The 12207-nt window shown below is 66.6% G+C and carries 14 protein-coding genes; 4 read left to right on the plus strand and 10 right to left on the minus strand.

Features of this window, described 5'->3' with window-relative positions:
• Window positions 1–83 precede the first annotated feature (83 nt).
• The 4 genes from H6900_08390 to H6900_08405 all read left to right on the plus strand — a co-directional run bounded on the left by H6900_08390 (window position 84) and on the right by H6900_08405 (window position 4662).
• Complete coding sequence (locus tag H6900_08390) at window positions 84–1208, plus strand: ABC transporter ATP-binding protein (protein ID MCC0073294.1); 1125 nt, start codon at window positions 84–86, stop codon at window positions 1206–1208.
• 81 nt (window positions 1209–1289) lie between these two features.
• Window positions 1290–2405: an extracellular solute-binding protein gene (locus H6900_08395; protein MCC0073295.1), complete on the plus strand. Its 1116-nt coding sequence runs from the start codon at window positions 1290–1292 to the stop codon at window positions 2403–2405.
• A 121-nt stretch (window positions 2406–2526) separates the two neighbouring features.
• Window positions 2527–3804, plus strand: coding sequence for an ABC transporter permease (locus tag H6900_08400; GenBank protein MCC0073296.1), 1278 nt, complete (start codon window positions 2527–2529; stop codon window positions 3802–3804).
• A gap of 6 nt (window positions 3805–3810) precedes the next feature.
• The gene (locus H6900_08405; GenBank protein ID MCC0073297.1) at window positions 3811–4662 is read left to right on the plus strand and encodes an ABC transporter permease; all 852 of its coding nucleotides are present in this window, start codon (window positions 3811–3813) and stop codon (window positions 4660–4662) included.
• Between the two features lie 133 nt (window positions 4663–4795).
• Here the strand turns inward: H6900_08405 and trxC are convergent, their stop codons facing one another.
• The 10 genes from trxC to H6900_08455 form a co-directional block, all read right to left on the minus strand.
• Window positions 4796–5242 carry a thioredoxin TrxC gene (gene trxC, locus H6900_08410; GenBank protein MCC0073298.1) on the minus strand — a complete coding sequence of 149 codons (447 nt, stop codon included), beginning with the start codon at window positions 5240–5242 and terminating at the stop codon, window positions 4796–4798.
• A gap of 55 nt (window positions 5243–5297) precedes the next feature.
• Window positions 5298–5921, minus strand: a complete 624-nt coding sequence (locus tag H6900_08415; protein MCC0073299.1) for a trimeric intracellular cation channel family protein — start codon at window positions 5919–5921, stop codon at window positions 5298–5300.
• The gene (gene rnhA, locus H6900_08420) at window positions 5918–6370 is read right to left on the minus strand and encodes a ribonuclease HI (protein MCC0073300.1); all 453 of its coding nucleotides are present in this window, start codon (window positions 6368–6370) and stop codon (window positions 5918–5920) included. The genes H6900_08415 and rnhA overlap by 4 nt, the downstream gene beginning before the upstream one ends.
• Window positions 6363–6950 (minus strand): class I SAM-dependent methyltransferase, encoded by a 588-nt coding sequence (locus H6900_08425; protein ID MCC0073301.1) that lies wholly within the window; start codon window positions 6948–6950, stop codon window positions 6363–6365. The genes rnhA and H6900_08425 overlap by 8 nt, the downstream gene beginning before the upstream one ends.
• A gap of 70 nt (window positions 6951–7020) precedes the next feature.
• Window positions 7021–7971 (minus strand): 4-hydroxy-3-methylbut-2-enyl diphosphate reductase, encoded by a 951-nt coding sequence (gene ispH, locus H6900_08430; GenBank protein ID MCC0073302.1) that lies wholly within the window; start codon window positions 7969–7971, stop codon window positions 7021–7023.
• A 159-nt stretch (window positions 7972–8130) separates the two neighbouring features.
• Window positions 8131–9996 carry an excinuclease ABC subunit UvrC gene (gene uvrC, locus H6900_08435; GenBank protein ID MCC0073303.1) on the minus strand — a complete coding sequence of 622 codons (1866 nt, stop codon included), beginning with the start codon at window positions 9994–9996 and terminating at the stop codon, window positions 8131–8133.
• Window positions 9993–10238: a hypothetical protein gene (locus H6900_08440; protein ID MCC0073304.1), complete on the minus strand. Its 246-nt coding sequence runs from the start codon at window positions 10236–10238 to the stop codon at window positions 9993–9995. Before H6900_08440 ends, uvrC begins: the two co-directional genes overlap by 4 nt.
• 61 nt (window positions 10239–10299) lie before the next feature.
• Window positions 10300–11082 (minus strand): SDR family oxidoreductase, encoded by a 783-nt coding sequence (locus tag H6900_08445; GenBank protein MCC0073305.1) that lies wholly within the window; start codon window positions 11080–11082, stop codon window positions 10300–10302.
• Between the two features lie 7 nt (window positions 11083–11089).
• Window positions 11090–12022, minus strand: coding sequence for a calcium/sodium antiporter (locus H6900_08450; protein ID MCC0073306.1), 933 nt, complete (start codon window positions 12020–12022; stop codon window positions 11090–11092).
• Window positions 12022–12207 carry a hypothetical protein gene (locus H6900_08455; GenBank protein ID MCC0073307.1) on the minus strand — a complete coding sequence of 62 codons (186 nt, stop codon included), beginning with the start codon at window positions 12205–12207 and terminating at the stop codon, window positions 12022–12024. The genes H6900_08450 and H6900_08455 overlap by 1 nt, the downstream gene beginning before the upstream one ends.

Genomic DNA, 12207 nt, shown 5'->3' on the forward strand with positions numbered 1-12207 from the left:
TTTGACGGACTCGGCGCGTCCACTCCCCGATAACTGCTTGAACTCAACGAGGCCCGAGGTTTTACTGGCCCAAAGAAAAGAACATGGCTTTCCAACAGGGGGAAAGATCGGTGAATGACGCCCGGGCCGATGGCTTCGTCGTATTTGATCGCGTGCAAAAGACCTATGATGGCGAGAATCTTGTCGTCAAGGATCTGAACCTCAGTATGCCCAAGGGCGAGTTCCTGACGATGCTCGGGCCGTCCGGATCGGGCAAGACCACCTGCCTGATGATGCTGGCCGGGTTCGAGACCGCGACACACGGCGAGATCCTTCTCGCGGGCCGCCCGATCAACAACATTCCACCGCACAAGCGCGGCATCGGCATGGTGTTCCAGAACTATGCGCTGTTCCCGCACATGACGATCGCCGAGAACCTGTCCTTTCCGCTGGAAGTCCGCGGCATCGGCAAGTCGGAGCGCGAGCAGAAGATCAAGCGTGCGCTGGACATGGTGCAGATGGGCGCGTTCGGCAACCGTCGTCCGGCGCAACTGTCGGGCGGTCAGCAGCAGCGCGTCGCCCTGTCCCGCGCGCTGGTGTTCGAGCCCGAGCTGGTGCTGATGGACGAACCGCTGGGCGCGCTGGACAAGCAACTGCGCGAGCACATGCAGTTCGAGATCACCAATCTGGCCCACAACCTGGGGATCACCACGGTCTACGTCACCCACGACCAGACCGAGGCGCTGACCATGTCGGACCGCGTCGCGGTGTTCAACGACGGGCGCATCCAGCAACTCGCCCCGCCCGAGGACCTGTATGAGCGCCCCGAGAACAGCTTTGTCGCGCAGTTCATCGGCGAGAACAACAAGCTGGAAGGCGTGGTCGAGACGATCAGCGGCGATCGCTGCACGGTGCGCCTGGACGACGGCACGCTGATTGACGCGCAGCCTGTCAACGTGACCAGGGCCGGCGAGCGCACGCGCGTGTCGATCCGCCCAGAGCGGGTGGAATCGAACCCCGAACGCCTGTCCCCCGACGCCCATCTGATCGAGGCCGAGGTGCAGGAATTCATTTACATGGGCGACACGTTCCGCATCCGCCTGAAGGTTGCGGGGCAGGATGATTTCATCATGAAATATCGCAATGCCCAGGACCAGGGCCGCATGAGCCCCGGTCAGAAGATCCGCATCGGCTGGCATGCCGCGGATTGCCGGGCGCTGGACGCCTGACCCGATTTCCAAGATCCGCGCCGCCCCTGCCCGCAGGGCGGTGCGCCACACCAAGCGGGCAGTTCGACTAGGGAGCTAAGCATGAAACTGAAAACCGTTCTGAAAGGGGCCGTGGCTGTCCTCGCGCTGACCGCCGGTGCGGCCTCGGCCGACGAGATGGCCAACGAGATGACCGTCGTCTCCTGGGGCGGCGCCTATCAGGCCTCGCAGGTGAACGCCTACATCAACCCCTATGTGGCGGCGCATCCGGGGCTGAACGTCATCACCGACGAAAGCTCGGGCGACGCCGTGGCCCGCCTGCGTGCCATGAGCGAAGCCGGCAACGTCACCTGGGATCTGGTGGACGTGGTCGCCTCGGACGCGATGCGTCTGTGCGACGAGGGTCTGGCGATGCCGATCGACGCCGACACCCAACTGGCGCCCGCGCCCGATGGCACCCCCGCCTCGGTCGATTTCGGCGATACGATGGTGAGCGAGTGCTTCATCCCGCAGATCGCCTTCTCGACGACCTTCGGCTATCGCACCGACATGGTTCCCGATGGCGTGGCCCCGCCGACCGACGCCTGCGCGGTGTTCGACACCACGACCTATCCGGGCCGCCGCGCGCTGGAACGTCGCCCGATCGGGAACATGGAATGGGCCCTGCTGTGCGACGGTGTTCCGCAGGATCAGGTCTATGCGATGCTGGAAACCGAAGAGGGCATCCAGCGTGCCTTTGCGCATCTCGACACCATCAAGGCCGACACCGTCTGGTGGACCGCCGGTGCCGAAACGCCCCAGCTGCTGGCCGACGGCGAAGTCTTCATGGGCTCGACCTATAACGGCCGCCTGTTCGCCGCGATCGCCGAACAGCACCAGCCGATCGGCATGGCCTGGGGTTACCAGATGCTCGACCTCGACGGCTGGATCATCCCCGAGGGGCTGCCCGCGGATCACCTGGCCCGCGTGATGGACTTCGTCTATTTCGCGACCGACACCCAGCGCCTGGCCGATCAGGCCGCGTATATCTCGTATGGTCCGGCCCGTGCCTCTTCGGCGCCGCTGGTCGGCAACCATGCCACGCTGGGCATCCCGATGGCGCCGCACATGCCGACCGATCCGGCGAACATGACGGGTGCGTTCCTGTTCAACTACACCTGGTGGGCGGATCACCGCGACGAACTGGACGCCCGCTTCCAGGCCTGGCTGGCGCAATAACGCCCGCCTGAACGACCGGACGGCCCCGCGCGCCACGACGGCGTGACGGGGCGGTCCACCCGACGACGTCCCGGTCCTGCCCCGATGCGGCGCGGGACCGGGACCCAACAGGACCCCAGTGATGACCAGCACGGCGACAGATCCCCATCCGAGCGACGACGACCTGACCGGCGGCGACCTGAAGCGCCGCCTTGCCCGCGCGCTGAGGCGACAGAAGATCCGCGCGCTGCTGCTGATCGCGCCACTGTTGCTGTTCATCCTGCTGGGGTTCATCGCGCCGATCGGCTCGATGCTGTTCCGCTCGGTCGAGAACAACATCGTCGGCGACATCATGCCCAACACCGTCGCGGCGCTGCAATCGTGGGACGTGGACAGCACCGAACTGCCGCCCGAGGCCGTCTTCCGGGCCGTGGTCCAGGACGTCCAGGTCGCCGCGCAAGAGCGCACCGCGATGCAACTGGCGCGGCGCATGAATTTCGAGGTGCCGGGCTTTACCACCCTGATGCGCCAGACCCAGCGCGCCGTGCGCGGCTGGAACGTCGAAACCGACGGGCCCTTTCGCGATCAATTGATCGCGGCCAACCACGACTGGGGCGACCTTCACACCTGGCGCGCGCTCAAGGCCTATTCGACCGAATACACGGCCGGCTATTACCTGGCGGCGGTGGACCACACGATGGTCTCGGGCCATGTCGAGGCGCTGCCCGACAATCAGTCGATCCACATGATGCTGTTCTGGCGCACCGCCTGGATGAGCGCGCTGATCTGCTTCATGACCCTGCTGCTGGGCTATCCCGTCGCCTTCCTGCTGGCCAATGTCAAGGAACGCTATGCGAACCTGCTGCTCATCATGGTGCTGTTGCCGTTCTGGACCTCGCTGCTGGTGCGGACCTCGTCGTGGAAGGTCCTGTTGCAGGAACAGGGCGTCATCAACGATTTCCTGGTCTGGCTGGGCCTGGTCGCGGATGACAGCCGGCTGTCGATGATCAACAACAAGTTCGGTGTCATTGTCGCGATGACCCATATCCTGCTGCCTTTCATGGTGCTGCCGCTCTATTCGGTGATGAAGACCGTGCCGCCCAGCTATGTGCGCGCGGCGAAATCGCTGGGCGCGAACGACTGGACGGCCTTCTGGCGGGTCTATTTCCCGCAATCGGTGCCGGGCATCGGCGCCGGGGCGATCCTGGTGTTCATCATGGCGGTCGGCTACTACATCACGCCGGAGCTGGTGGGCGGGCCGTCGGGCATGTTCATCTCGAACCGGATCGCGCACCAGTGGTATGTCTCGGGCAACTGGGGGTTGGTTGGTGCGCTGGGCACGATCCTGCTGGTCGCGGTGCTGGTGCTCTATTGGGTCTATGACCGCGTGGTCGGCATCGACAACGTCAAGCTGGGGTAACGGATCATGGCACTTCCTTCCTATGCGTCGCCCCTGCAACGGGTCTGGTACTACGCCTTTCGCGTGATTTGCGGGCTGGTGTTCTTCTACCTGATGTTCCCGATCCTGGTGATCATTCCGCTGAGCTTCAACGCCCAGGATTTCTTCACCTTCACCCCGGAAATGCTGTCCCTGGATCCGGATGGCTTCTCGCTGAAGCACTACATCGATTTCTTCACCAACCCCGACTGGCAGATGGCGACGCGGAACTCGCTGACCATCGCGCCGATGGCGACGCTGCTGTCGGTGTCGCTGGGGACGCTGGCCGCGATCGGGTTGAGCCAGTCGCATGTCCCGTTCAAGCGGATCATCATGGCGGTTCTGATCTCGCCGATGATCGTGCCGCTGATCATTTCCGCCGCCGGGATGTATTTCTTTTTCAGCGCGATCGGTCTGCAGGGCACCTATTGGGGCGTTGTGCTGGCCCATGCGATCCTGGGTATCCCGTTTGTCATCATCACCGTGACGGCAACGCTGGTGGGCTTCGACCGCTCGCTGACGCGGGCCTCGGCGTCGATGGGGGCGGGGCCGGTGCGCACCTTCATGAAGGTGCAGTTGCCGCTGATCCTGCCCGGGGTCATCTCGGGTGCGCTGTTTGCCTTCATCACCTCGTTCGATGAGGTGGTGGTGGTGATTTTCGTCGGCTCGGCGGCCCAGCAGACGCTGCCCTGGCAGATGTTCATCGGTCTGCGCGAGCAGATCTCGCCGACGATCCTGGCGGTGGCGACGCTGATGGTGGGGCTGTCGATCCTGTTGCTGGCGACGCTGGAGATCCTGCGGCGGCGCAACGAGCGTCTCAGGGGCATGAGCCCGGGCTGAGCCCGGGTCACGGGTGGCATCGGGGGGCGGCTGCCCCCCGAACCCCCCGCTTCAAGGGGTCCACGGGACCCCTTGAAAATCCCCGTGCGTATTTCCGACAAGATGATGGGGCGCCGGATCGGACAATCGGCGGTCAGCCGACGAGCGCGAGCTTTTCCTCGACGAAGCGCATGAGATCGGCGGCCGGGCGGGCGCCCGAGAGGCGGGCGAGTTCGCGGCCCTCATGGAACAGGATGAAGGCCGGGATGCCGCGGATGTTGTAGCGCACGGTGGCGTCCGGGTTCGACTGGGTGTCGATCTTGGCCAGCCGCACGCGGGGCGCGAGGGACCTGGCCGCTTTCTCGAACTCGGGCGCCATGGCCCGGCAAGGGCCGCACCAGGGTGCCCAGAAATCCACCAGAAGCGGCACCTGGTCGTTGCGGGCCATCTTTTCCAGGGTGCGGAAATCGACCGACGCGACCTTGCCGGCATTGAGGGCGTGGCCGCAGACGGCGCATTTCGGCGCGGCGCCCAGCTTGTCGGCGGGGAACTGGTTGAGTTGACCGCAGTCGGGGCAGGTCAGGCGGAGTTTCTGGGGCATGGGATCTCTCGCATTCGCAGGGTTGAATGCGAGGTGGTGGGCGCCGCGCCGCTTGTCAAGGGCGGGGCGGGCGGGATTTGTAGACCGGAAGGCGCCAGCCAAAGGTCATGGAGCCCGCGCGCAGCAGGAAGGTGATCGCCGCGCAGGCGATCAGGGCCCAGGGCGTCGGTCCCAGGACCAGGCGCGTGGCGAGGGCGACCAGCGCGCCGGCGAAGGCCGCCGAAAGGTAGAGTTCGCCCTGGCGCAGCACCAGGGGCACCTCGTTGCAGACGACATCGCGCAGGAGGCCGCCAAAGGCGCCGGTGACCATGCCCATGATGAGGACCACCATCGGCCCGTGTCCCAGTGCGATCGCCACCCCGACGCCTGCGGGCACGGCGACGGCGAGGGCACCCGCGTCCAGCCAGTCGATGGCGCGACGACGGCTTTCCAGCAGATGCGCGGTGAAGAACACAAGCACCGCCGCGGCCGAGGCCGTGGCCAGATACCAGGGATTGGCCACCCAGAACACCACGTCGCGGTTGAGCAGCACGTCGCGCACCGTGCCGCCGCCGACAGCCGTCAGCGCGGCGATGAACAGGAACCCGACCAGGTCCAGTTGGGCGCGGCTGGCCACCAGCGCGCCGGTCAGCGCAAAGATGAAGACCGACAGGTAATCGAGGACCGCCAGCACGCTCATGGCTTGAACGGTGCCATGCCGGCGCGCGCCAGTTCGTCGGCGCGCTCGTTTTCGGCGTGGCCGGCGTGGCCCTTGATCCATTTCCAGGTGACCGCATGGGCCTTTTGCGCCGCGTCCAGCCGTTGCCACAGATCGGCGTTCTTCACCGGCTTCTTGTCGGCGGTCCTCCAGCCGTTGCGTTTCCAGCCGTGGATCCACTGCGTCACGCCGTTCTTCACATAGGCCGAATCGGTGGTGATGGTGATCGCGGTGGCGCGCGACAGGGCCTCGAGCGCGTTGATCGCGGCCAGCAATTCCATGCGGTTGTTGGTGGTCTGCGCCTCGCCGCCCTGAAGTTCGCGTTCCTTGACCAGGGTGGCGCCGTCCATCGCGCGCATCAGCACGCCCCAGCCGCCGGGGCCGGGGTTGCCGCTGCACGCGCCGTCGGTCCAGGCAAAGAGTTCAGGCATGGATTTTCCTCGCGAGGATCAGGAGTGCCGGTTCGCGCCGGCCGGCAAGCCCGGCGTCAGTGCGTTCCTCGATGTCGAAAGGCGCGAAACCGGCATCGGCCAGATGGGCCAGCAGCGCCGCGCGCGTGTAATAGGTGTAGAACCGGCCCAGGGCATCGCGCCCCTCGCCGGTGCCCAGCTTCAGGCCCAGGAACAGCACGCCTTTGGGGGCCAAGGCATCGTGCAGCGCGCGCAAGTGGCGGGGCAGGTCGGCGCGGGGCGCGTGCAGCAGGCTGAAACTGACCCAGGCGCCGTGATAGGGGCCGGGCAGCGGGTCGTCGAACCGGGCCAGGCGTGCGGGCAGGCCCTTGCGGTCGCGGGCGATGGCGATCATCGCGGCCGAGGCATCGACCGGATCGACGTCGAACCCGCGTTGCAGCAGGATTTTGGCCTGATTGCCGGGGCCGCAGCCCCAATCGAGCACACGCGCGCCGGGCGGCAGGCTGGCCATGAACCGCGCCAGCGCCTGGCTGTCGCCGTTCAGGCGGGCGTAGTCCTCTGCGCGGGCCTGGTAGACGCGCAGGGTTTCGTCGTCGCTCATGCGCGGGCCCGGGGATGCCGGCCGGCGGGCGCGCGCCCGAGGCGAGGCGCGGTCGGCGCGAACAGGGGCGTCACGCCGGCACCCTGAGGATGCGCGGGACCTTGAATTCGATGTCCTCGGTCGCGGTTTCGACGGTTTCGCGTGTCAGGTCGTAGCGGGCGGCAAAGGCGGCGACGACCTCGTCCACCAGGACCTGGGGGGCCGAGGCGCCGGCGGTCAGACCGACGGCGCGGGCGCCCTGAAGGGCCCGCCAGTCGATATCCGCGGCGCGCTGGATGAGCTGCGAATAGGGGCAACCGGCGGCGCGGCCGACCTCGACCAGGCGGCGGGAGTTCGACGAATTGGGGGCGCCGATCACCAGCAGCGCATCCACCCGGCCGGCGATCGCCTTGACCGCCGCCTGGCGGTTGGTGGTGGCGTAACAGATGTCTTCCTTGTGCGGGCCGACGATGGCAGGAAAGCGGGATTCGAGGGCGGCGACGATGCCGGCCGTATCGTCGACCGACAGGGTGGTCTGCGTGATATAGGCCAGTTTCGCGGGGTCGCGCGGCGCCAGAAGGGCGACATCGGCGACGGTTTCCACCAGGAGCACTTCGCCCTCGGGCAACTGGCCCATGGTGCCGACGGTCTCAGGATGGCCGGCGTGGCCGATCATCACCATCTGGAGGCCGTTCTGGTGGTGGCGCTCGGCCTCGATATGGACCTTGGAGACCAGCGGGCAGGTCGCATCGACATAGGTCATGTCCCGCGCCCGCGCCGCCTGCGGCACCGATTTCGGCACGCCATGGGCCGAGAAAATCACCGGCCGGTCGGCGGGGCATTCGTCCAGATCCTCGACGAAGACGGCGCCCTGGGCGCGCAGGTTGTCCACGACGAACTTGTTGTGCACGATCTCGTGGCGGACGTAGACCGGCGCCCCCCATTTGCCGAGCGCCATCTCGACGATCTTGATCGCGCGGTCCACGCCGGCGCAGAACCCGCGCGGCGCGGCGAGGACGAGGGTCATGGGCGGCTGGGTCATGGGCGTCTCCGGTTCCGGGCAAGAGGTAATGGCTGGGCGCCACGAGGTCCAGCGTTTTAGGCCGGGCGTCGGGGGGCTGCCGCCCCCCGAACCCCCCGCTTCAAGGGGGGCACGCCCCCCTTGAAAATCCCCGTGCGTATTTCGGACAAGATGATGGGATCAGGAGGATTCGTTGAAGAAGCCGTGGATCGCGCGGGCCATCTGTTCGGAGATTCCCGGCACCGCCATGAGGTCGCCCAGACCCGCGCGGGTCACCGCCTTGGCCGAACCGAAATGCGCCAGGAGCGCGCGTTTTCGCGCCGCGCCGACGCCCGGGATCTCATCGAGCGGGGTGCGGGTCGCGGCCTTGGCGCGGGCTGCGCGGTGGGTGCCGATGGCGAAGCGGTGGGCCTCGTCGCGCAGGCGCTGGATGAAGTAGAGCACCGGGTCGTTGTGCCGGAGTGCGAAGGGGCGTTGGCCCTTGCGGTGGAATTCCTCGCGCCCCAGGTCGCGTTCGACGCCCTTGGCGACGCCGACCGCGGGGATGTCCTCGAGGCCCAGTTCGGCCAGCGTCTCGGTCACAGCGGTGATTTGCCCGGCGCCGCCGTCGATCAGCAGCAGGTCGGGCCAGGCCTCGGTCTGGCGGGCGGGGTCCTCTTTCAGCAGCTTGTCGAAGCGCCGCGTCAGGACCTCGCGCATCATGCCGAAATCGTCGCCCGGCGCGGTCTTGATGGTGAACTTGCGATACTGGTTCTTCATCCAGCCGTCGGCGCCTGCGACCACCATCGCGCCCACGGCGTGGGCGCCCTGGATGTGCGAGTTGTCGTAGATCTCGATCCGGGCGGGCGGTTCGTCGAGGCCGAAGGCCTCGGCCAGGCCAGCCAGCAGGCGCGACTGAGCGGCGCTTTCCGACATCCGGCGGCCCAGCGATTCGCGCGCGTTGCGCAGCGCGTTCTCGACCAGTTCGGCCTTTTCGCCCCGCTGAGGCACGCGCAGGTCCACGTTGCGCCCGGCGCGGGCGCTGAGCAGTTCGTGGATCAGGTCCGCGTTTTCGATCGGATGCGACAGCAGGATCTGCCGGGGCGGCGGCTTGCCGTCGTAGAATTGCGCGAGGAAGGCTTCGAGGATCTCGGCCTCGTCCGCGCCCGAGCCGGTGCGCGGATAGAAATCGCTGTTGCCCCAGCTTTGATGTGCGCGGATGAAGAAGACCTGAACGCAGGCCTGCCCCTTTTCAAGATACAATGCGACGACATCCGCCTCGTCCACGCCCTTTGGGTTGATGCCCTGGGACTGCTGCACGGCGGTCAGCGCGCGGATGCGGTCGCGCAGGGCGGCGGCGCGTTCGAATTCCATGGCGTCCGAGGCGTCCTGCATCTGCTGCGCGAGGTCCGCCTGGATGTGGGTCGTCTTGCCCGAGAGGAACCGCTCGGCGTCCGAGACGAGATCGGCGTAGGCCTCGGGCGTGACGAGATTGGTGCACGGCGCCGCGCATCGCTTGATCTGGTAGAGCAGGCAGGGCCGACTGCGGTTCTGGAACACGGAATCCGTGCAGGATCGCAAAAGGAACACTTTCTGCAACTGGTTCAGCGTCCGGTTCACCGCAGAGCCGCTGGCGAAGGGACCGAAATAGCTGCCTTTTTCGCTGCGCTTGCCGCGATGCTTGCGGATCTGGGGATAGGCGTGATTTTTCGCAATCAGGATGTTCGGAAAGCTTTTGTCGTCGCGCAGAAGCACGTTGTAGATGGGCTTCAGCTGCTTGATGAGGTTCTGCTCCAGCAGCAGGGCCTCGGTCTCGGTCCGGGTGGTCAGGAACATCATCGACCGCGTTTCCGAGATCATCCGCGCGATCCGCGCCGAATGACCCGAGGGGCGGGCGTAGTTCGACACCCGTGCCTTGAGGTTGCGCGCCTTGCCGACATAGAGCACGCGGGCCTCGGCATCGAGCATCCGGTAGACCCCGGGCGAGCCGTCAAGACGGCGCACATAGTCGGCGATCAGCGCGTGGCCACTCAGCGGGTCCGGGGCCTGGGGCGGCGTGTCGGTCATGGTGCGAAACTGTCGATGATTCTCAGGTGTGGCTGCACCTTAGCGGTGCCGAGTTCAAGGACAAAGCTTTCCACGGAATCTGTGGATAACTCTGTGGAGAGGCTGGTGGGACGTGCGAAAACGCCTTGTTTCCAGAGGGCTTCGCCGCGCTGCCCAAAAAATAGGCGGTTATGCAAGTCATTGAAAAGCCTGAAAAGAAAATCGAGCCACTTGCAACACTCTGAATTTCTTAGGGTTTTCATGACGTCTTCGTGACAGTTCGCGCGGCGGTGGACAATCCGTCGCGGGCGCTCGCATGAAGAGTCATTCCGGACCCAGGATATCGGGTGTGCGCCAGCCCAGATGCTGTCCGCCATCGACGCACAAAAGCTGCCCGGTGACGGCCGGCGCGTCCAGCAGATACCCCAGCGCGGCCGTGATGTCGGACAGGTTCGCGCCCCGCTCCAGCACCGTGCTGGCGCGTTGGCGGGCGAAATGCTGGGGGCTCTGGCGTGCGCCGATCAGCGTGGGGCCGGGGCCAATGGCATTGACGCGGATGTCGGGCGCCAGGGCCTGCGCGGTGGTGCGCGTCAGCGACCAGAGCGCGGCCTTGGCCAGCGAATAGGTCATGAACTCGGGCGTGGGTTTCAGCACGCGCTGGTCCACCATGTTCACGATCAGCCCCCGGGCGAGAGGCTCGCCGGCGGCATCGCGCGCGCCTTTGGGGCATTGCGCGGCGAACTGCTGGGTCAGCAGGAACGGCGCCCGCAGGTTCGAGCCGATGTGCCGGTCCCAACTGGAGCGGGTGGCGCTGTGGATGGTGTCGTATTCAAAGATCGAGGCGTTGTTGACCAGCACCGTCAGCGGCCCGCCCAGGGCCTTTGCCGCGGCGGGGATCAGGGCGGTTGTCGCGTCCTCGTCCAGCAGGTCGGCGGGCAGGGACACGGCGCGGACGCCCAGGGCGCGCGCCTCGGCGGCGGCGCTGTCGGCGCCCTCGGCGCTGGTGGCGTAGTGCAGCGCCACATCCAGCCCGCGACCCGCCAGATACAGCGCCATGGCCCGGCCCAGCCGTTGCCCCGCGCCGGTGATCAGTGCCTTGCCCGACATGTGCCCCTCAGAACAGCCACAACAGGTAAAGGACATAAAGCGCGATCAGGCCGGCGCCAACCGTCTTGCCGATGCTGCGCCCGGTCAGAACGAAGCCGCCCAGCAGCAGCGCCGTCGCCACCATGACCCAGATGTCGAAATGCAGCATGGATTGGGGCACCGGCAGCGGTCCGACCAGCGTGGTCACGCCGATGATGCCCAGCAGGTTGAAGATGTTGGACCCGATCACGTTCCCCATCGCCACGCCGGCCTGACGGCGGATCGCGGCGGCGGTGGTGGTGGCCAGTTCGGGCAACGACGTGCCGATCGCCACCAGGGTCAGACCGATCACCGCCTCGCTGACCCCCAGCGCGGTGGCGACGTTGACCGCGCCTTCGACCAGCAGGTTCGCGCCGAGCGGCAGGCCGATCAGCCCGCCCGCCAGATACAGGGCGATGCGCAGGCCCGAGATCCCGTCCTCGACCCCCTCCAGTTCGACGGTTTCACTGGCGCGATGGTCGCGGGCGCGGGTGTAGGAGTTCCACAACATCGCCGCCAGGCCGGCCAGCAGCACCAGCCCGTGGGGCCAGGTCATCGGGCCAAGATAGGCCATCACCACGAACAGCAGCGTCGCCGCCATCATCACCAGGAAATCGTGCATCAGTTCGCGCGATACGGGCACCGCGGTGATCAGCGCGGGCACGCCCAGCACCACCAGGATGTTGGCGATGTTCGAACCCACGACATTGCCCAGCGCCAGCGCGGGCGCGTGGTCGAGCGTTGCCTGGACGGACACCAGCAATTCGGGCGCCGAGGTGCCGAAGGCCACCACGGTCAAGCCGACGATCAGCGCCGGGACCCCCAGCCTGAGGCTGAGATTGACCGCGCCCTTGACCAGCGCGTCGCCGGCCAGCACCAGCAGGACCAGCCCGCCCAGGATCATCAGAATGTCGAAAACCATCAGCGATACCTGCAATCTGGACGGCTACAACCCGCCGGAGTGTCGGAAAAGTGCACGCGCTTGCAGGTCGGGCAACGCAGGCGATCCAGCGTGGGGCGTCGCGGGCGTCGGGGTCGCAGCGCCTTCTGGATCATCGCCATCACGGCGATGAAGATCAGGAACAGGACGACGACGCGCAGGATCAT

The organism is Rhodobacter sp. (assembly GCA_020637515.1).
Taxonomy (GTDB): domain Bacteria; phylum Pseudomonadota; class Alphaproteobacteria; order Rhodobacterales; family Rhodobacteraceae; genus Pararhodobacter.

What these genes read in the sequence shown, in the direction of transcription:
- H6900_08455 (MCC0073307.1), bottom strand. Translation starts at nt 12,207, where the DNA reads ATGATCCTGCGCGTCGTCGTCCTGTTCCTGATCTTCATCGCCGTGATG.
- rnhA (MCC0073300.1), bottom strand. Translation starts at nt 6,370, where the DNA reads ATGCCTGAACTCTTTGCCTGGACCGACGGCGCGTGCAGCGGCAACCCC.
- H6900_08440 (MCC0073304.1), bottom strand. Translation starts at nt 10,238, where the DNA reads ATGAAAACCCTAAGAAATTCAGAGTGTTGCAAGTGGCTCGATTTTCTT.
- H6900_08405 (MCC0073297.1), top strand. Translation starts at nt 3,811, where the DNA reads ATGGCACTTCCTTCCTATGCGTCGCCCCTGCAACGGGTCTGGTACTAC.
- H6900_08395 (MCC0073295.1), top strand. Translation starts at nt 1,290, where the DNA reads ATGAAACTGAAAACCGTTCTGAAAGGGGCCGTGGCTGTCCTCGCGCTG.
- uvrC (MCC0073303.1), bottom strand. Translation starts at nt 9,996, where the DNA reads ATGACCGACACGCCGCCCCAGGCCCCGGACCCGCTGAGTGGCCACGCG.
- ispH (MCC0073302.1), bottom strand. Translation starts at nt 7,971, where the DNA reads ATGACCCAGCCGCCCATGACCCTCGTCCTCGCCGCGCCGCGCGGGTTC.
- H6900_08390 (MCC0073294.1), top strand. Translation starts at nt 84, where the DNA reads ATGGCTTTCCAACAGGGGGAAAGATCGGTGAATGACGCCCGGGCCGAT.
- H6900_08425 (MCC0073301.1), bottom strand. Translation starts at nt 6,950, where the DNA reads ATGAGCGACGACGAAACCCTGCGCGTCTACCAGGCCCGCGCAGAGGAC.
- H6900_08400 (MCC0073296.1), top strand. Translation starts at nt 2,527, where the DNA reads ATGACCAGCACGGCGACAGATCCCCATCCGAGCGACGACGACCTGACC.
- trxC (MCC0073298.1), bottom strand. Translation starts at nt 5,242, where the DNA reads ATGCCCCAGAAACTCCGCCTGACCTGCCCCGACTGCGGTCAACTCAAC.
- H6900_08450 (MCC0073306.1), bottom strand. Translation starts at nt 12,022, where the DNA reads ATGGTTTTCGACATTCTGATGATCCTGGGCGGGCTGGTCCTGCTGGTG.
- H6900_08445 (MCC0073305.1), bottom strand. Translation starts at nt 11,082, where the DNA reads ATGTCGGGCAAGGCACTGATCACCGGCGCGGGGCAACGGCTGGGCCGG.
- H6900_08415 (MCC0073299.1), bottom strand. Translation starts at nt 5,921, where the DNA reads ATGAGCGTGCTGGCGGTCCTCGATTACCTGTCGGTCTTCATCTTTGCG.